This window comes from Pseudomonas sp. PDM18, assembly GCF_014852585.1.
Taxonomy (GTDB): domain Bacteria; phylum Pseudomonadota; class Gammaproteobacteria; order Pseudomonadales; family Pseudomonadaceae; genus Pseudomonas.
This window is the reverse complement of record NZ_JACVBX010000009.1, coordinates 71,655-89,156: the sequence shown is the minus strand read 5'-3', so window position 1 is coordinate 89,156 and position 17,502 is coordinate 71,655. Positions and strand designations below refer to the sequence as shown.

The 17,502-nt window shown below is 66.2% G+C and carries 13 protein-coding genes; 4 read left to right on the top strand and 9 right to left on the bottom strand.

The features are described 5' to 3' along the window. Nucleotides 1-3 precede the first annotated feature (3 nt). Together IB274_RS18725 and IB274_RS18720 are read left to right on the top strand one after the other, a co-directional pair. Complete coding sequence (locus tag IB274_RS18725; protein WP_192433596.1) at nt 4-414, top strand: roadblock/LC7 domain-containing protein; 411 nt, start codon at nt 4-6, stop codon at nt 412-414. A 71-nt stretch (nt 415-485) separates the two neighbouring features. After that, nucleotides 486-845 carry a hypothetical protein gene (locus IB274_RS18720; RefSeq protein WP_024763315.1) on the top strand — a complete coding sequence of 120 codons (360 nt, stop codon included), beginning with the start codon at nt 486-488 and terminating at the stop codon, nt 843-845. Nucleotides 846-926: 81 nt separating this feature from the next. On the opposite strand, the gene IB274_RS18715 is transcribed toward IB274_RS18720, so the two are convergent. The 3 genes from IB274_RS18715 to metH all read right to left on the bottom strand — a co-directional run bounded on the left by IB274_RS18715 (nt 927) and on the right by metH (nt 6,690). Then, nucleotides 927-2,288, bottom strand: coding sequence for an FAD/NAD(P)-binding protein (locus IB274_RS18715; RefSeq protein ID WP_192433594.1), 1,362 nt, complete (start codon nt 2,286-2,288; stop codon nt 927-929). Between the two features lie 173 nt (nt 2,289-2,461). Further along, a complete protein-coding gene (locus IB274_RS18710) occupies nt 2,462-2,812 on the bottom strand; it encodes a 50S ribosome-binding protein YggL (protein ID WP_081516557.1) in 351 nt (116 codons plus the stop codon). Between the two features lie 185 nt (nt 2,813-2,997). Further along, on the bottom strand, nt 2,998-6,690 hold the full coding sequence (gene metH / locus IB274_RS18705; RefSeq protein WP_192433592.1) for a methionine synthase: 3,693 nt from the start codon (nt 6,688-6,690) through the stop codon (nt 2,998-3,000). A gap of 222 nt (nt 6,691-6,912) precedes the next feature. Here metH and IB274_RS18700 point away from each other — a divergent pair, with 222 nt between their 5' ends. Both IB274_RS18700 and nfuA read left to right on the top strand, forming a co-directional pair. Further along, on the top strand, nt 6,913-9,150 hold the full coding sequence (locus tag IB274_RS18700) for a fatty acid cis/trans isomerase (protein ID WP_225614934.1): 2,238 nt from the start codon (nt 6,913-6,915) through the stop codon (nt 9,148-9,150). Nucleotides 9,151-9,314: 164 nt separating this feature from the next. Continuing rightward, nucleotides 9,315-9,899 carry a Fe-S biogenesis protein NfuA gene (nfuA, locus tag IB274_RS18695; RefSeq protein ID WP_184597512.1) on the top strand — a complete coding sequence of 195 codons (585 nt, stop codon included), beginning with the start codon at nt 9,315-9,317 and terminating at the stop codon, nt 9,897-9,899. A gap of 222 nt (nt 9,900-10,121) precedes the next feature. On the opposite strand, the gene IB274_RS18690 is transcribed toward nfuA, so the two are convergent. From IB274_RS18690 to IB274_RS18665, 6 genes are all read right to left on the bottom strand, one after another. Continuing rightward, a complete protein-coding gene (locus tag IB274_RS18690) occupies nt 10,122-11,288 on the bottom strand; it encodes an MFS transporter (RefSeq protein ID WP_192433588.1) in 1,167 nt (388 codons plus the stop codon). 9 nt (nt 11,289-11,297) lie between these two features. Further along, complete coding sequence (locus tag IB274_RS18685) at nt 11,298-11,540, bottom strand: DUF1272 domain-containing protein (protein ID WP_192433586.1); 243 nt, start codon at nt 11,538-11,540, stop codon at nt 11,298-11,300. A gap of 29 nt (nt 11,541-11,569) precedes the next feature. Continuing rightward, entirely contained in the window at nt 11,570-12,574 is a 1,005-nt protein-coding gene (locus IB274_RS18680; protein WP_192433584.1) for a GlxA family transcriptional regulator, read from the bottom strand. A gap of 84 nt (nt 12,575-12,658) precedes the next feature. Beyond that, nucleotides 12,659-15,712, bottom strand: coding sequence for an efflux RND transporter permease subunit (locus IB274_RS18675; RefSeq protein ID WP_192433581.1), 3,054 nt, complete (start codon nt 15,710-15,712; stop codon nt 12,659-12,661). After that, nucleotides 15,712-16,794, bottom strand: coding sequence for an efflux RND transporter periplasmic adaptor subunit (locus IB274_RS18670; RefSeq protein ID WP_192433579.1), 1,083 nt, complete (start codon nt 16,792-16,794; stop codon nt 15,712-15,714). Before IB274_RS18670 ends, IB274_RS18675 begins: the two co-directional genes overlap by 1 nt. Before the next feature lie 151 nt (nt 16,795-16,945). Further along, complete coding sequence (locus IB274_RS18665) at nt 16,946-17,491, bottom strand: DUF4256 domain-containing protein (RefSeq protein WP_192433577.1); 546 nt, start codon at nt 17,489-17,491, stop codon at nt 16,946-16,948. Between the last annotated feature and the right edge of the window lie 11 nt (nt 17,492-17,502).

The window sequence follows — 17,502 nt, the reverse complement described above, 5'->3', positions numbered from 1 at the left end:
ATCATGGAACAAGCCCTGATGAGCCTGCCGGAAAGACTGCGCCACGACGCCGAGCGGGCGCTGGATGAACTGGGCGCCAGCCTGGGCCGGCTGAGCGCGGCGGTGATTGCCACCACCGATGGTTTCGAAGTGGCCTCCCGCGCCGGCAAGGGGCTGGAGGTTTCCAAGCTGGCGGCAATGGCCTGCTCGATCTCCGCCCTCGGCGCGATGGTCGGCCAGGAGAGCGAAGTCGGGCCGCACCAGAACGTGATCGTCGAGGCGAGCGAAGGCTACATCGTCATCGTCGATATCCCGCACCCGAGCCACCCGATGATCCTCAACCTGGTCGCCGACCGCGAGGAGATGCTCGGCCAGGTGCTCTACCAGGCAAAACGTATGGCAACACGGCTGGCGGATCTGTCGCTGGCCGGCTGAGACAAAAGGCGTCGCGGCGCGCGCGGCTGCGGGGCCCCTACAACAGGACGCGCACTCGAGGAGTTATCGCTATGGCAGCACTGCAACAATCGCTGGACGAACTGCTGAACCTGGATGGTGCCCTGGCGTCGGCCGTGGTGGATGCCAAGAGCGGCATGCTGCTCGGGCAGGCGGGTGGTGGCGTGGACCTGGAACTGGCGGCGGCCGGCAACACCGAAGTGGTCCGCGCCAAGCTCAAGACCATGAAGTCGCTGGCGCTCAATGATGTGATCGAGGACATCCTCATCACCCTCGGCCGCCAGTACCACATCATCCGCCCAATGGCGAAGCACGAAGGCGTGTTCATGTACTACGTGCTGGACAAGGTGAAAGCCAACCTCGCCCTGGCTCGGCGCAAGCTGCAGGAGGTGGAGGGGCAGATGGCGATCTGAGCCTCGCGTGATCGACAGGCGGACGGGGAGGTCTGCCCGTCTTCGTCGTACCCGACTGGCCCTTTGCGGGCCAGTCGCGTTTCAGGCCAGCAGCAACTCGGCTAGGCGAGCCGCGTAGTTGCGCAACTCAGGTACGGCGGTTGCTTCCCAGTGGCTGGCGCGCAGCATAGGGCTGAGCAGGTAAAGGTTCGGGTTGGCCGTGCCCTCGGCGTCCAGCAGGCGAAAGCCGCTGTCGGTATCCAACCCCAGTCCTTGCTTGTCCTGGCGGATCACGCCGTGCTCCAGCAGTCCATTGAGCATTGGTTCGTTCACGGTGCGCAGGTTGGTACAGGGGCCGGTGCAGTTGATCAGGTAATCGAAGCGTTGCCGCTGCGACTTATCGGTCCCGCGTTGGCGGATTTCCAGCTCGATGCCTCCTTGCGCCTTACTCGCTGACAATACGCGGCCTGCCCGAACGCTCAGTTGACCGCTGTCGCGCAGGTCATTGATGCGCTGGGCCACGGGCGGCGCGGCGCGGTGACGGTGAACATCCCAGTACGGCTGCAGATGCCGCAGGAATCGGCTGCGCTCGCGGTCATCCAGTACCTGCCAGAGTTGTGACGTGACCGGGCGCAGTGCGGCGATCACGTCGCGCCAATCGTGGCCGTCTGCGGCTGCCTGACGGATTAGAACGCGCAGGCTGCGAAGTCGCTGGTTCAACCCCATTTCACGCAGGAATGCCTCCGGCAGCTCCGGCAATTGCGGATGGCTCGCGTTGTCACGGTGCGCCTGGGGCAGCAGTGCGCGGCGGGAGAGAGCCCGCAGCGGGCCGCGATGGCCCTGGTCCTGCAGCGCCAGCGCCATGTCGTACATGGTCAGGCCGGCCCCCAGCAGCAGTATCTCGGCATCGGCCGGAATGCTTGCCAGGGCGCCTGGCGTCCATGGATCACGCAGGTAGCGTGGATCGTCTTCCAGCACCTTGAGCGGGCCGGGAGTGGCCGGGGCGAAGTTGCCGGTAGCGATGACGACTTTCGCGCTGTCCAGCGGCTGGCCGTCATCAAGCAGCAGGCGCAGGTGATCGCCTTGATCGGACAGTTCCAGCACTTGCTGGCAGTGGCTGCTGAAACGGACGCCGGGAGCGGCTTCGGCGATGGCGTGGCCGAGACGGTCCTGCAGATAGTCGCCGTAGAAGCGGCGGGGCAGGAAGTCGCTTGGTTTCGCCTCGGGCATTTGTTTTCGAGCGAATTCGAGGAAGTCCGATGGCCGATCGGGGAACAGGCTCATGCGTTCGGCCGGCACATTGAGGATGTGGCTGGCGGAGCGGGTACCGTAGGCCAGGCCGCGGGCAAGACGCCCGGAACGGTTGATCAGGCTGAGGCGCAGTGGGCCCCTGGCATTTCGCAGCAACTGGATGGCCAGTGCTGTACCGCAGAATCCGCTGCCGATGATGGCGATGTGTTCCATGCAACCCGCTCCCTGTTCGGATCGGGGCAGGTTCGCAGAGCGAGGAATGACTGACAACCATATGACAAAGGAATCTTTGATCGCATCGTGCGATTCCATCGATTGTCGCGCCGGACGGAAAGCCCCGGCATGCAAAACAACAAGGCGACCCGTGGGTCGCCTTGTAGTCGCTCTTATTCGAACAGGCCGTGCCAGCAGTCGCTCAGCTCGCCCAGTTCGAAGGACTTTGCCCAAGACTGTTTTTCCAGCCACAGGCGGGTGGTTTCGCGGTCGGCCTCGGTCAGGCTGCCGACGGCGTTCAGGCACAGGTAGCCGGTGAACTCTCCATCTTCGGTGGCGCCGCCGACGAAGACCCAGCCCTCGGACTCGACGAAGGCGATCCACTGGTCGAGCACGTCATCCAGGTCGCCGCTGTAGTTCACTTCCAGGCTGAAGCCGAACTCCTGGAACTCGGCCAGGCGCAGTTTCTTCAGCAGGCGGCGCTTGCGCGGTTTGGCCATCTGTTCGGGGGTGAGGTATTTCATTCGTATTGCTCTCGTCAGCGGAAGCCTGGCGGGTGGCCGGCTTCGATCCGTTGTGGCCCAGGGGTACCCAGGATGGCGGGATTATCCCGCATCTGCGGCGCAAGTGCAGCGAAGGTTTTGCCCGGGCAGTGGAAAGCCCTGACGAGGATGTCGCGCCGGGTGGGCCCGGTCGCGACATGGGTTGCTCAGTTGTCGTAGCCCAGATTCGGCGAGAGCCAGCGCTCGCTGGTGGTGATTTCCTGGTCCTTGCGCGCGCTGTAGCGTTCGATCTGGTCCTTGTCGACCTTGCCCACGGCGAAGTATTGCGCCTGCGGGTGGGCGAAGTACCAGCCGCTGACGGCGGCGGCGGGGAACATGGCGTAGTGCTCGGTCAGGGTCACGCCGGAGATGCCCTTCGGATCGAGCAGCGTGAACAGTGTGCCTTTCTCGGTGTGGTCCGGGCAGGCCGGGTAGCCGGGCGCCGGGCGGATACCGACGTACTGCTCCTTGATCAGCGCCTCGTTGTCCAGGTGCTCCTCGGGCTGGTAGCCCCAGTATTCCTTGCGCACGCGCTGGTGCAGCCACTCGGCGCAGGCTTCGGCGAGGCGGTCGGCCAGGGCCTTGACCATGATCGCGTTATAGTCGTCGCCCTTGGCCTCGTAGGCCTTGGCCACTTCCTCGGCGCCGATGCCGGCGGTGGTGATGAAGCCGCCGACGTAGTCCTTCACGCCGCTGTCCTTCGGCGCGACGAAGTCGGCCAGGCTGAAGTTGGGCTTGCCGTCGGGCTTGATGGTCTGCTGGCGCAGGTGGTGCAGGGTAGCCAGCTTGTGGCCATCGTCACCGTAGACTTCCAGGTCGTCGTGGTGCACCTGGTTGGCTGGCCAGAAGCCGAAGACGGCCTTGGCGCGAATGAGCTTCTCGCCGATCAGCTTCTTCAGCATCGCCTGGGCGTCGTTGAACAGGCTGGTCGCCGCTTCGCCGACGACTTCGTCGGTGAGGATGCGCGGGTACTTGCCGGCCAGGTCCCAGGAGATGAAGAAGGGCGTCCAGTCGATGTATTCGGCCAGCACGTTCAGATCGATGTCATCCAGCACCTTGACGCCGGTGAAGCTCGGCACCGGCGGCTGGTAGCCGGCCCAGTCGAACTTCGGCTTGGCGGCGATGGCCTGTTCGTAGGTCAGGCGTTCGGTGCGCGCGCTGCGGTTGGCGGTGCGCTCGCGGACTTCCGCGTACTCCTCGCGCAGCTTGCGGGTGTACTCGGGCTTCATTTCCTTCGACAGCAGGGTGGTCGCCACGCCTACCGCACGGGAGGCGTCGGTGACGTAGACCACGGCGTCGTTGCTGTACTGCGGATCGATCTTCACCGCGGTGTGCGCCTTGGAAGTGGTGGCGCCACCGATCAGCAGGGGCAGGTGGAAGTTCTGCCGCTGCATTTCCTTGGCGACGTGAACCATCTCATCCAGCGACGGGGTGATCAGGCCGGAGAGCCCGATGATGTCGCACTTCTGCTCGCGGGCGGTCTGCAGGATCTTCTCGGCCGGGACCATCACGCCCAGGTCGACGATGTCATAGCCGTTGCAGCCCAGCACCACGCCGACGATGTTCTTGCCGATGTCGTGCACGTCGCCCTTCACCGTGGCCATGAGGATCTTGCCCTTGGCCTCGGGCTTGTCGCCTTTCTCGGCTTCGATGAAGGGGATCAGGTGGGCCACCGCCTGCTTCATCACGCGGGCGGACTTCACTACCTGCGGGAGGAACATCTTGCCGGCGCCGAACAGGTCGCCGACCACGTTCATGCCGTTCATCAGCGGGCCTTCGATGACCTCGATGGGGCGCGCGCACTTCTGCCGGCACTCCTCGGTGTCCTCGACGATGAAGGTGGTGATGCCCTTGACCAGTGCGTGCTCCAGGCGCTTCTCGACGCTGTGGCTGCGCCACTCTTCGTCTTCCACTTCCTTGACCGCGCCGCCGCCCTTGTAATTGTCGGCGATGGCCAACAGCGCCTCGGTGGCGTCCGGGCTGCGGTTGAGCACCACGTCCTCGACCTTGTCGCGCAGTTCCTGCGGGATCTCGTCATAGATCTCCAGCTGGCCGGCGTTGACGATGCCCATCGTCAGGCCGTTCTGGATGGCGTAGTAGAGGAATACCGAGTGGATCGCTTCGCGCACCGGGTTGTTGCCGCGGAACGAGAACGACACGTTGGACACCCCGCCCGAAGTCAGGGCGTAGGGGAGGTTGTCGCGGATGTAGGCGCAGGCCTCGATGAAGTCGACCGCGTAGTTGTTGTGTTCCTCGATGCCGGTGGCGACCGCGAAGATGTTCGGGTCGAAGATGATGTCTTCCGGCGGGAAGCCCACTTCGTTGACCAGGATGTCGTAGGAGCGCTGGCAGATTTCTTCCTTGCGCGCCTGGGTGTCGGCCTGGCCGGCTTCGTCGAAGGCCATTACCACCACCGCAGCGCCATAACGCTTGCACAGGCGGGCGTGGTGCTTGAACTGCTCGACACCTTCCTTCATGGAGATCGAGTTGACGATGCCCTTGCCCTGGATGCACTTCAGGCCTGCCTCGATCACGTCCCACTTCGAGGAGTCGATCATGATCGGCACGCGGGAAATGTCCGGCTCGGAGGCGATCAGGTTGAGGAATCGGACCATGGCGGCCTTCGAATCCAGCATGCCCTCGTCCATGTTGATGTCGATCACCTGGGCGCCCGCTTCCACCTGCTGCTGCGCCACTTCCAGCGCTTCGGCGTAGTTCTCCTCGCGAATGAGGCGAGCGAACTTGGCCGAACCGGTGATGTTGGTGCGCTCGCCGACGTTCACGAACAGCGAGCTGCGGTCGATGGTGAACGGCTCAAGGCCGGACAGGCGGCAGGCGCGGGGGATTTCCGGAATGGCGCGCGGGGTGTACTTGGCTACGGCCTTGGCGATGGCTTCGATGTGCCCAGGCGTGGTGCCGCAGCAACCGCCGATAATGTTGAGGAAGCCCGACGCGGCGAACTCTTCCACGACCACGGCCATTTCCGCCGGGGACTCGTCGTATTCGCCGAAGGCGTTGGGCAGGCCGGCGTTGGGGTGCGCGGAGACGTGGGTGCCGGCCTTGGTGGCCAGCTCTTCCAGGTAGGGGCGCAGCTCTTTGGCGCCGAGGGCGCAGTTCAGGCCGACGGAGATCGGCTTGGCGTGGCTCACCGAGTTCCAGAAGGCTTCGGTAGTCTGGCCCGACAGGGTACGGCCGGAGGCGTCGGTGATGGTGCCGGAAATCATGATCGGCAACTCGACGCCCAGTTCCTCATAGACGCCCTGTACGGCGAAGATCGCGGCCTTGGCATTGAGGGTGTCGAAGATGGTCTCGATCAGGATCAGGTCCGCGCCGCCCTCGATCAGGCCGCGAGTGGATTCGCTGTAGTTCTCCACCAGTTCGTCGAAGGTGACGTTGCGGAAACCGGGGTCGTTGACGTCCGGGGAGATCGAGCAGGTACGGCTGGTCGGGCCGAGGACGCCGGCGACGAAGCGCGGGCGGTCCGGGGTTTCGGCGGTCTTGGCGTCGGCCACTTCACGGGCCAGGCGCGCGCCCTCGACGTTCATCTCGTAGGCCAGTTCCTGCATGTCGTAGTCGGCCTGGGACACGCGGGTGGCGTTGAAGGTGTTGGTTTCGAGGATGTCGGCGCCAGCGTCGAGATAAGCCTTCTCGATGGCCTGGATGACGTCCGGGCGGCTGAGCAGCAGCAGGTCGTTGTTGCCCTTCACGTCGCTCGGCCAGTCGGCGAAGCGCGCGCCACGGTAGTCCTCTTCCTGCAGCTTATAGCTCTGGATCATGGTGCCCATGCCGCCATCGAGGATCAGGATGCGCTCCTTGAGGGCTTGCTGGAGGGCTTGCAGGCGTGCGGCACGGTCGATCATTGGAGTTCTCGGAAAAAGGCGTGACGAAAGGTCGCTGATGATAACAAAGCTGCAGGAAATTTGACCGCGCGCGGTTTTACATGAAAATTCCTCATGTTCAGTCTTTGGTTGGAGCGCATTGCGCCGGCACTCCCGCTAGAATCCGCTCCATCCTGATGTCCGGAGTCCTTCATGTCCCTGCGAGCCCGCTTCACGTTGCTCATCGCGTCCCTTGTGTTTTCGATGCAGGCCCTGGCGGGAGGGCTGTCCTACACCAAGGACATCCAGCCGATCTTCACCGAGAAATGCGTGGCCTGCCACGCCTGCTACGACTCGCCTTGCCAGCTCAACCTGACGGCCGCTGAAGGTGCGCAGCGCGGAGCGAACAAGCTGCCGGTCTACGACGGTGGACGCAGCAAGGCGCAGGATCCGACGAGGCTGTTCCTCGATGCCCACGGCGCGGATGCCTGGCGGCGCAAGGACTTCTGGTCGGTGCTCGACGGCCGCGGCAGCCAGGCGGCGCTGATGGCACGGATGATCGACTTGGGACGTGAGCACCCCCTGGTGCCCAACGCGAAGATTCCCGACGGGCTGGACCTGTCGATCAACCGCACCAACCAGTGCCCGACGCCCGAGTCCATCGACGACTTCGTGGCCAAGAACCCGCGCAGCGGCATGCCTTTCGCCGTTACCGGCCTGAGCGACAGGCAGCTCAAGACCATCAAGACCTGGCTGGCCCAGGGCGCGCCGGTAGACGAAAACGCCTGGCAGCCAAGCGCTGGCGAAGCTGCGCAGATCGCCGACTGGGAAGCCTTCCTCAACCAGCCCGGAGCGCGCCAGAGCCTGGTGCAGCGCTGGATCTACGAGCACCTGTTCCTCGCTCACCTGTACTTCACCGAGCGCGGCGAGCCGGGGCATTTCTTCCAGCTGGTGCGTTCGCGCACGCCCAGCGGCCAGCCCATCGACCCGATCGCCACGCGCCGGCCGAACGACGATCCGGGCAATACCTTCTATTACCGCTTGTGGCCCATCCAGGGCGTGATCGTGCACAAGACCCACATCACCTATCCTCTCAATGACTCGCGCCTCAAGCGCAACCAGGAGTTGTTCTACGGTACCAACTGGAACACCGACAAGGTTCCCGGCTACGGCCTGCAGCACCGCGCAAACCCCTTCGTGACCTTCGAGGCGATCCCGGCGCGGGCGCGCTACCAGTTCATGCTGGACAACGCCGAGTACTTCGTCCGCACCTTCATACGCGGGCCGGTGTGCCGCGGGCAGATCGCCACCGACGTGATCCGCGACAACTTCTGGGCGCTGTTCCAGGATCCGGACCACGACCTCTACGTCACCGACCCGAAATTCCAGCGCCAGGCCTCGCCGCTGCTGGCGTTGCCAGGGCAGATCGATGACATGGGCGCCATGCTGTCGCAGTGGCGTTCCTACCGCGACAAGCGCAACAAGTACGAAGAACTGCGCCAGGACGTCTATGACGATGCGCCGCCGCCGACCTGGGCCGACATCTGGGCCGGCAACGACAACGCGGTGCTGAGCATCTTCCGCCAGTACGACAGCGCGTCGGTGCGCAAGGGCCTGATCGGCGGCGTGCCGCAGACCATCTGGTGGCTGGACTATCCGCTGCTGGAGCGCACCTACTACGGGCTGGTGGTGAACTTCGATGTGTTCGGCAACGTTGCCCACCAGGCGCAGACACGACTGTACTTCGACCTGATCCGCAACGGCGCCGAGCAGAACTTCCTGCGCCTGATGCCCGTCGGTGCACGCAGGAAGCTGCTCGACGACTGGTACCAGAGCAGCGGCAAGCTGAAGATGTGGGCCGACTACTACAACAACGACAGTGATGAGCCGACCGGGCTGTTCCTGCCGGAGAAGGGCGCCAAGCTGGCCTTCGCCAGGCAGTTGCTGAAGAACTACGTGGCGCTCAATGCGCGGCCCGACCCGATCAACCTGTGCGAGAACGGCGCCTGCTACCGCAACACCGTCGCCGCGCCGCTGCAGGATGCCGAGCAGGCCTTCAGCCGGCTGGTCAGCCGTCCTGCCGCGGGGCTTCCGGTGATCGACCAGTTCCCGGAGGCAACGATCCTGCGTGTGGAACTGCCGGGCGGGCAGCGAGAGATCTACACGGTGCTGCGCAACCGAGCGCACAGCAACGTCGCTTTTATCACGGGTGAATCCCTGCGCTACCAGCCAGGGCTGGACACGCTGACCATCTACCCCGGCGTGCTGTCGAGTTACCCGAACTTCATGTTCAACCTGAAGGCCGCCGAGGTGAGCGATTTCGTCGCCGCGCTGGAGCAGGTGAAGAGCGCCGCGGACTTCGAGAAGGTCGCCGACCGCTGGGGCATACGCCGCAGCCATCCGCAGTTCTGGTTCTACTTCCACGACCTGGATGCTTACCTGCGCGAAACCGAGCCGGTGGAAGCGGGCGTGCTGGACATGAACCGCTACGAGAACCTCTGATCCTCTCGCCCCCTGCGGGAGCGCCCGTGATTATCTAGAAAAGGGCCGCTCCTGCAGGATGTGTTGCGAAATCCACAGCTGCGAATTATTCCTACTAAAACGGTAGGGCTTTATCCCGTCCCCCCGAATGGCGTAAACTGGCGCCACGTTTGCGAGGAGTTGCCATGAGCGCTATCACCATCACCGAAGCCGCACAGGATTACCTGGCCGAGCTGCTGTCCAAGCAGGACACTCCCGGCATCGGCATTCGCATCTTCATCACCCAGCCGGGCACCCAGTACGCCGAAACCTGCATCGCCTATTGCAAGCCGGGCGAGCAGAAGCCGGAAGACACCCCGGTCGGCCTGAAAGCCTTCACCGCCTACATCGACGCCATCAGCGAGCCGTTCCTGGACGACGCCGTGGTCGATTACGCCACCGACCGCATGGGCGGCCAGCTGACCATCAAGGCGCCCAACGCCAAGGTGCCGATGGTCAACGAAGACAGCCCGCTCACCGAGCGCATCAACTACTACCTGCAGACCGAGATCAACCCAGGGCTTGCCAGCCACGGCGGCCAGGTAAGCCTGGTGGACGTGGTCGAGGACAACATCGCCGTGCTGCGTTTCGGCGGTGGTTGCCAGGGCTGCGGCGCGGTCGAGATGACCCTGAAGGATGGCGTCGAAAAGACCCTGATCGAGCGCATCCCGGAGCTGAAAGGCGTGCGTGACGTCACCGACCACAGCAACCGCGAGAACGCCTACTACTGAGTTGGCGTCCGGCAGCAAAAAGGCGACCTTCGAGTCGCCTTTTTTGTTGGGGTTGTTTTCACCGCAGGGCCAAATCGTAGGGCGCATAACGCCCCAGGCGTTATCCGCCATTGTGGCCAAGGTTCGCGAGCAAGCTCGCTCCTACGAAAAGCGCGAACCCGACCTGTAGGAGCGAGGGGGACGCCTAGTTCTTGCTCGCGAACCGCATAGGCGCAGGAGCTATCAGGCCTGCGCTAACTCCCGCCGTCCCGACCAGACCATCACCAGCGCCACCAGCAGCACCGGCCATACCAGCAGGTTCACCGCGCTCCAGCCGACGCTGGTGATCAGCGCGCCGGAGCTGAAGGACATCAGCGCCGCCAGGCTGCCATTGCCCAGCTCCATCAGGCCTTGGGCATGGCCGCGCTCCTGTGGCGTGTGGCCAAAGGCAAGCAGCGTGGTGCCCGCCACCAGCATCAAGTTCCAGCCCATACCCAGCAGCAGCGAGCTGACCAGGAACTGCGCTACCGACTGACCGCTCAGGGCCACCGCGGCGCTCACCGCCAGCAGCGCCATGCCTACCCATGCCACGCGGCGTCCGCCCAACCTGTCCACCAGCGGACCGGCGACGAAGGCGGGCAGGAACATCCCCAGCACGTGCCACTGAATCACGCTCACCGAGCGCTCCAGCGGCAGCCCGCAGAAGCTCATCGCCAGCGGCGTGGCGTTCATGATCAGGATCATCAGCCCATGGCCGGCGGCGGTGCAGGCCATGGCCGCGCGGACCGCTGGGCGCGACAGCAGTTCGCGCATCACCTTCCAGCCGCCGGTGGATGGCGCGGGCGCCGCACCCTCCGGCAAGCGACTGAGCACCGCGATGGCGACCAGCGCCAGCGCGGCAATCGCCAGGTAGGAACCCACGAAGGGAGCGGGCAGGGCGTTGCGTGACCACAGTGCCAGGCTCGGCGCCAGCAGTGCCGCGAGCACGCCGCCGCCGATCACATAGGCCGTCGCACGGCCCTTGTGGGTTTCATCGACCGCCTCCAGCGCGGCAAAGCGGTAGTACATCGCCGAGGCCTGGTACGCGCCGATGGGCAGCGCGCCGAGACAGAACAGCAGGAAATCCGCCAGCCACACCCCCAGCGCGCAGAGCAGGCCGCCGAGCACGCCGCAGGCGGCGCCCAGCAGCAGGCCGCGCCGGCGCCCGTGGCGCTGCATGAACAGCGACAGCGGCTGCACCGCCAGCAGATTGCCCAGCACCAGGATCGCCAGGGGCAGCGTGGCCAGGCTGTTGAGTGGAGCGAGCTGGGCGCCCACCAGCGAGGTGAGGGTGATACCGATCAGCGAGCAGGACCAGTACAGCGCCTGGCTGGTGAACAGCAGGCGGATTGCCGGGGTGCGCAGCAGCATGGTCCGTCCTCAGTCCTGGCAGCCGTTGGGCTTGAGCACCCGCTGGGTCGAGGCCGGATTGGCCGCCAGCTTCGCCAGCGGCCGGCGCGGACGCGGCACCAGCTCACCGCCGCAGTTCGGGCATTGGCCTTTCAGCACCTGCTCGGCGCAGTCGGTGCAGAAGGTGCATTCGAAGCTGCAGATGCGGGCGTCGGCGCTGTCGCCGGGCAGGTCGCGGTCGCAGCACTCGCAGCCGGGGCGGAGTTCGAGCATGGCGATGTTCCTTTGGGTGGTTGTCATTGTCAGTGCAACTGGCCGAAGCGCTCGGCGTATTCCTGCGGGCTGATCGCCAGGTGCTTGTGGAAGGTGCGGCGCAGGTTTTCCGGATGACCGAAACCGCACAGCCGCGACACCGTGCTGATCGACGCCTGGGCGTCCTGCAGCAGCGCCCGCGCCGCTTCCAGGCGCACCCGTTCGACGTAGCGGCCGGGCCCCATGCCCAGTTCGTTGATGAATACCCGCGAGAGCGTGCGCGGGCTCATGCAGGCCTGCTCGGCCAGGGCTTCCAGCGACAGGTCGGTGCCCAGGTGCGCCGGTATCCATTCCAGCAGCGCGGCCAGGCGCGGCGTGCGGGTCGGCTCCGGGGTCAGCCAGTGGCTGAACTGCGCCTGTCCGCCGGGGCGCTTGAGAAACATCACCAGTCGCCGTGCGACCGCCAGGGCCAGCGCGCGACCGAGGTCGGTCTCCACCAGCGCCAGGGCAAGGTCGATACCGGCGGTGACGCCCGCCGAGGTGAACACGTGATCGTCGCCGTCGCGGCGCTGCGGGTCGTAGGTGTGCAGACGGTCGCCCTGGACCAGGACTTCGGGGAAGCCGGCGCACAGTTCGTCGACATCCGCCCAATGCGTGGTGGCCGGGCGGCCATTGAGCACGCCGGCGGCGGCGAGGATCAGCGCACCGGAGCACACCGAGCCGAGGCGGCGCACCTGGGGTTCGGCGGCTGCCAGCCAGTGCAGCAGCTCGCTGTTCCCGCATTGTTCCGGTACGCCCAACCCGCCGGGCACCAGCAGGGTGTCCAGGCTCGAGGGATCGACTTCGCGCCACGCCTGGTCGGCGCAGATGCGGATGCCAGCCGAGGTCGCCACCGGCCCGGCCTGTTCGCCCAGCACCAGCAGCTCGTAGAGCGGCGCCAGGCCTTGGCGTTGGCGCTCGACGTTGGCGGAGGCGAACACCTGCAGCGGCCCGGTGATGTCCAGGCTCATGACCTCGGGGTAGAGCAGGCAGGCGATACGGCGTGGCGATTCCATGGCAAGGCTCGTTCATTGGATGCCACGAGTGTGGCGGTGACCGACGCTGGCGGCAACGTCAGTCACCCCACGGATCTTGCCAAATCAGTGGGCAGCCCCCTTCGAACCGCCGAGGCGGTAGGCGCTGGCATACAGCACCGGCAGCACGATCAGCGTCAGCAGCGTGGCGAAACCCAGGCCGAACATGATCACCACCGACATGCTCTGGAAGAAGGCGTCCAGCAGCAGCGGCGCCAGGCCGAGGATGGTGGTCAGCGCGGTCAGGCAGATCGGCCGCAGCCTCGCGCAGGCAGCGTTCACCAGCGCCTCGCGGGGCGGCTGGCCGCTTTCGGCGAGGTTGTCCACTTCTTCCAGCAGCACGATGCCGTTGCGCACCAGCATGCCGGACAGGCTCAGGAGCCCCAGCAGGGCCATGAAGCCGAAGGGGATGCCGGTGAGCAGGAAGCCCAGGGTCACGCCGATCATCGCCAGCGGCACGGTCAGCCAGATCAGCAGCGCCTTGCGCGGCGAGGAGAACATCAGCACGGTGATGATGAACATCGCCAGGAAGGCCATGGGCAGGCTGCCGAGCACGCCGTTGCGGGCGTCGCTGGAGCTTTCCACGTCGCCGCCCCAGGCCAGCTCGTAGCCCGGCGGCAGGGTCAGCGCCTCGATCTGCGGGCGCACCCGATTCAGCAGTTGCGAGGAGGTCTCGCCGCTCTGCGGGGCGACGTCGGCCATCACCGTCAGCGTGCGCTTGCGGTCCTCGCGCAGGATCAGCGGGTCCTCCCAGACGCTGTCGAAACCGCCGACCACCTGCTCGATGGGCAGGTAACGCTGGCTCACCGGGCTCCACAGCATCAGGTCGTTGATCTGCCCGGCGTCGACGTCGCGTTCGCGCACGACGATCGGCATCTGCTGGGTGCCGTCGCGGTAGAGGCCTACGGTCAGGCCGCTGAAGCTCATGCGCAGCAGGCTGTCGAGGTCGCGCTTGTCGATGCCCAGCTCGCGGCCGCGGGCCTCATTGAACTGCGGCCTGACCAGCAGCGCACGGGCCTGCCAGTCGTGGCTGACGCCGGTGGCCACCGGGTCGGCGGCGAGGATGTCGCCCACCTGCGCGCCGAGGCGGCGCAGCTTCTGCGGGTCCGGGCCGGTCAGGCGCACTTCGATGGCGCTGCCGTTGGATGGGCCGAACATCAGGCGTTTCAGCCCCGTCTGTACCTGCGGGTAGTTCTCGTCGAGGTAGTGCTGCAGGCCTGCGATCAGCCCCGGAATCTGCGCGCGGTTCTCGGTGCGCACCAGCACCTGGGCGTAGTTGGCGTGCTGGCGCTCGGCGCCGTAGGTGAGGATGAAGCGCGGCGCGCCCTGGCCGATGCTGGTGACCGTGCGCTCCACGCCCGGCAGGGCGGTGATGTGCCGGTCGATCTCGGCGGCCAGGTCGCGGGTGTGCTCGATGGCGGTGCCCTGGGGCAGCCACAGGTCGACGAAGAACATTGGCGTGTTGGCCGGTGGGAAGAAGTTCTGCCGCACCTGGGAGAAGCCCAGCAGCGAGGCGGCCAGCGCCACGGCGAGTACGCCGAGGGTCAGCGCGCGCTGGCGCAGGCAGGCTTCCAGCAGGCTGCGGTAGGCACGGTACAGCCAGCCGGCGTGCGGCTCGGCGCTGTCCGCCTTCACCGGCATTTTGGCGAAGGCCCAGCGGGCGAACAGCGGCGCCAGGGTCATGGCGGTGACCCAGCTGAGCAGCAGCGACACCAGCAGCACGTCGAACAGCGAGCGGCAGTATTCGCCGGTGGAGTCCGCGGACAGGCCGATGGGGGCGAAGGCCAGCACCGCGATCACCGTGGCGCCGAGCAGGGGCAGGGCAGTGAGGCGGACGATGTGGCGGATCGCGGCGTCGATGCCCTGGCCTCGCAGGCGGCCGACCAGCACGCCCTCGACCACGACGATGGCGTTGTCCACCAGCATGCACAGGGAAATGATCAGCGCGCCGAGGCTGATGCGCTGCAACTCGATGCCCAGCAGGTACATCAGCAGCAGGCTGCCCAGCACGTTGAGCGCCAGCACCCCGGCGATCACCAGCCCGCTGCGCAGGCCCATGAATACCAGCAGCGTACCGACGACGATGGCCAACGCGGTGACGAAGCTGAGCAGGAAGCCGTTGACCGCGCCATGCACTTCCACGGCCTGGTCATAGAAGGGCGTCAGTTGCATGCCGGCCGGGCGTTCGCTTTCCAGTTGGTCGAGGCGCTGGTGCACGGCGTCGCCGACTTTCACCACGTTCACCTGCGGGGCGAAGGCGATGCCCAGCGCCAGCGCCGGCTTGCCATCGGCGCGCCAGAGGTGGCTGGGCGTGTCGGTGAAGCCGCGCTTCACCGTGGCGATATCGGCTAGGCGGATCAACTGGGCGCTGCCTGGCGCGCTGACCAGCAGGCGCTCCAGCTCGCCGACGTCGGCGAACTCGCCGGTCGGGTGCAGGCGGATGCTCTCGCTGCCGACCCGCAGGCTGCCCGCGTCGGACACCACATTCTGCCGGTTCAGTAGGTCCGCCAGACGCTGCAGCGGCACGCCCATGGCGTTCATCTTCTCCCGCGAGACCTCCACCTGGACCTGCTCGGCCTGCAGCCCGGAAACCACCACCTTGCTCACGCCCGGCACCAGCACCAGTTCGCGGCGCAGATAGTCGGCGTAGTCGCGCAGTTCCTGGTAGCGATAGCCGTCGCCGGACAGCGACAGGAGGATGCCGTAGACGTCGCCGAAATCATCGTTCACCTGCGGCGGCGAAGCGCCCGGCGGCAGATGCGGGGCGAGGTCGTTGACCTTGCGCCGCAGCTCGTCCCAGATCTGCGGCAGCTCGCCTGCGCGATACTGCGGCTTCACGTTGACGGTGATCTGCGACAGCCCGGCGCTGGAAATCGAGGTGAGCTTGTTGACGTAGGCCAGCTGCTGGATGGCGTTTTCCAGCGGGTAGGTGACCTCTTCCTCGACCTGTTGCGGCGAGGCGCCGGCATAGCGGGTGGCGACCACGGCGGTCTTCACGGTGAAGGCCGGGTCTTCCAGGCGGCCGATCTCGAGGATCGCGTAGAGGCCGCCTAGGGCCAGCAGGAGGATGACGATCCAGCTGCTGACCTTGTTGTGGATGAAATAGCCGCTGATGTCCATCACAGCCCCCGTTCGCGTTGCCATGGGCGCACGCGCTGGCCTTCGCGCAGCTCGGCAGTGCCGGCGGCGACTATGTGCTCACCCGGCTCGAGCCCGGAAAGGATCTGGATGCCCTCGGCGCCCGGCTGGCCGAGCTGCACCGCGCGGCGCTCGACGTGCAGCGCATCGCCAGTACCTTTCACCACCCACACCTGGCTCTGGCCCGGCGCGCCGTCGTCAGCGCTGAACACTGCTTCCACCGGGATGCGCAGGCTGGTCTGGGCGTCGCGGCCGAGCTGGGCGAAGTCCACCTCGACGGTGGCGCTCATGCCCGGCAGCAGGGTGACGTCCTTTGGCCGCTGCAGGGTCAGGGTGACGGTGTAGCTCAGGGTCGCCGGATCGGGGCGGGTGCTGTGCTCCTTGTATTGCGCGGGGAAGTCGCGGCCAGGCACGCGGGCCAGGCGCACGATGGGCTGGTAGTCGCTGCGCAAGCTGGCGCCGTCGACCCGCTCCAGCAGGCTTTCCGGCAGCTGGAACTGCACGTCATAGGTATCGGCGGACTGCAGGATGGCCACCGGCTGCTTGGGTTGCAGCATCTGGTGGTTCTGCACCGGTAGTTGGGCGATGACGCCGTCGAATGGCGCGGTCAGGCGAGCGTAACCGAGCTCTTGGCGGGCCAGCTTCAGCGCGGCCTCGGCGGAGTCCAACTGGGCCTTGCGCTGGTCCAGTTCGGCGCGCGCCACCAGTTGCCGCTGGTTGAGCGTGGCGACGCGCTGGTACTGGGCGCGGGCCAGGTTGAAAGTGGCTTCGCGGTCACGCAGGCGCAGGCGCAGGTCGGCATCATCCAGCTCGGCGATCAGCTGGCCGCGCTCCACGCGCTGGCCGGTCTTCACCGCCAGGGTCTTGAGATGCCCGGCGAGGCGGAAGGACAGGTCGACTTCATCCGAGGCCACCAGTTGGCCGGGGAACTGACGCACACCTTCGGCAGCCGCGGCGGGCACGCTGTAGAGCTTCACCGGGCGCACGCTGTCGGCCGGCACCGAAGGCGTCGGGCCGCAACCGACGAGCAGGCTGGCGAGCAGAAGGCAGACGGGGGTTTTCACGGAAGATTCCTCGTCATCGAGTGGGATGCGCCAAGGCTGCGCGCCACTCGGAGGAATCCGCCTGACTTGTATCAAGGGCCGTCGGGCGGCCCAGGGAAAGTTCAGCGGCGGTACAGGAATCGTTCAGAAACGGACTTCATCCAGCCTTTCGTCAGACCTTCAGCACGCCACGGAAGCCCCGTGCCGCGTAATACGACTGCACGCCGTTGTGGTAGGTGAAGACCCGCTCGTAGCGGCGGTCGCCGAACAGCGCACCGTCCAGTTTGCGCATGGAGCCGGGGGTGCGCAGCCAGCTGGAAGTCTTCTGATCGAAGCTGCCCAGCTCTTGCAACTGGCGGTACTGCGCCTCGTCCAGCAGCTCGATGCCGATCTGCGCGGCCAGCTCAGTGGCGCAGCCGGCGGGCTTGTCCTTCTTGCGGGCGTCCAGCGCCTCGCGGTCGTAGCACAGGCTGCGGCGGCCGGCCGGGGTCTCGGCGGAGCAGTCGAAGAACAGGATGGCGCCGCTGGCGCTCTCGCGGCCGACCACGTCGGGCTCGCCGCCGGTGGCTTCCATCTGCTCCAGGGCCTTGAGTTTGGCTGGGGCCTCCTTCAGGCGCGCCTGGACGTCCGCCCAGTGGATGCCCTGGTGGCGCTCGGGGTGCTGTTCGAAGCGGGCCTGCAGTGTCGCCAGCAGGGTGTCGTGCTGTTTCGCATTCATCTTGCTTACTC

Excerpts from the sequence above, each read along its gene's own strand:
- IB274_RS18725 (WP_192433596.1), top strand. The coding sequence starts at position 4 with ATGGAACAAGCCCTGATGAGCCTGCCGGAAAGACTGCGCCACGACGCC.
- IB274_RS18720 (WP_024763315.1), top strand. The coding sequence starts at position 486 with ATGGCAGCACTGCAACAATCGCTGGACGAACTGCTGAACCTGGATGGT.
- IB274_RS18715 (WP_192433594.1), bottom strand. The coding sequence starts at position 2,288 with ATGGAACACATCGCCATCATCGGCAGCGGATTCTGCGGTACAGCACTG.
- IB274_RS18710 (WP_081516557.1), bottom strand. The coding sequence starts at position 2,812 with ATGAAATACCTCACCCCCGAACAGATGGCCAAACCGCGCAAGCGCCGC.
- metH (WP_192433592.1), bottom strand. The coding sequence starts at position 6,690 with ATGATCGACCGTGCCGCACGCCTGCAAGCCCTCCAGCAAGCCCTCAAG.
- IB274_RS18700 (WP_225614934.1), top strand. The coding sequence starts at position 6,913 with ATGCAGGCCCTGGCGGGAGGGCTGTCCTACACCAAGGACATCCAGCCG.
- nfuA (WP_184597512.1), top strand. The coding sequence starts at position 9,315 with ATGAGCGCTATCACCATCACCGAAGCCGCACAGGATTACCTGGCCGAG.
- IB274_RS18690 (WP_192433588.1), bottom strand. The coding sequence starts at position 11,288 with ATGCTGCTGCGCACCCCGGCAATCCGCCTGCTGTTCACCAGCCAGGCG.
- IB274_RS18685 (WP_192433586.1), bottom strand. The coding sequence starts at position 11,540 with ATGCTCGAACTCCGCCCCGGCTGCGAGTGCTGCGACCGCGACCTGCCC.
- IB274_RS18680 (WP_192433584.1), bottom strand. The coding sequence starts at position 12,574 with ATGGAATCGCCACGCCGTATCGCCTGCCTGCTCTACCCCGAGGTCATG.
- IB274_RS18675 (WP_192433581.1), bottom strand. The coding sequence starts at position 15,712 with ATGGACATCAGCGGCTATTTCATCCACAACAAGGTCAGCAGCTGGATC.
- IB274_RS18665 (WP_192433577.1), bottom strand. The coding sequence starts at position 17,491 with ATGAATGCGAAACAGCACGACACCCTGCTGGCGACACTGCAGGCCCGC.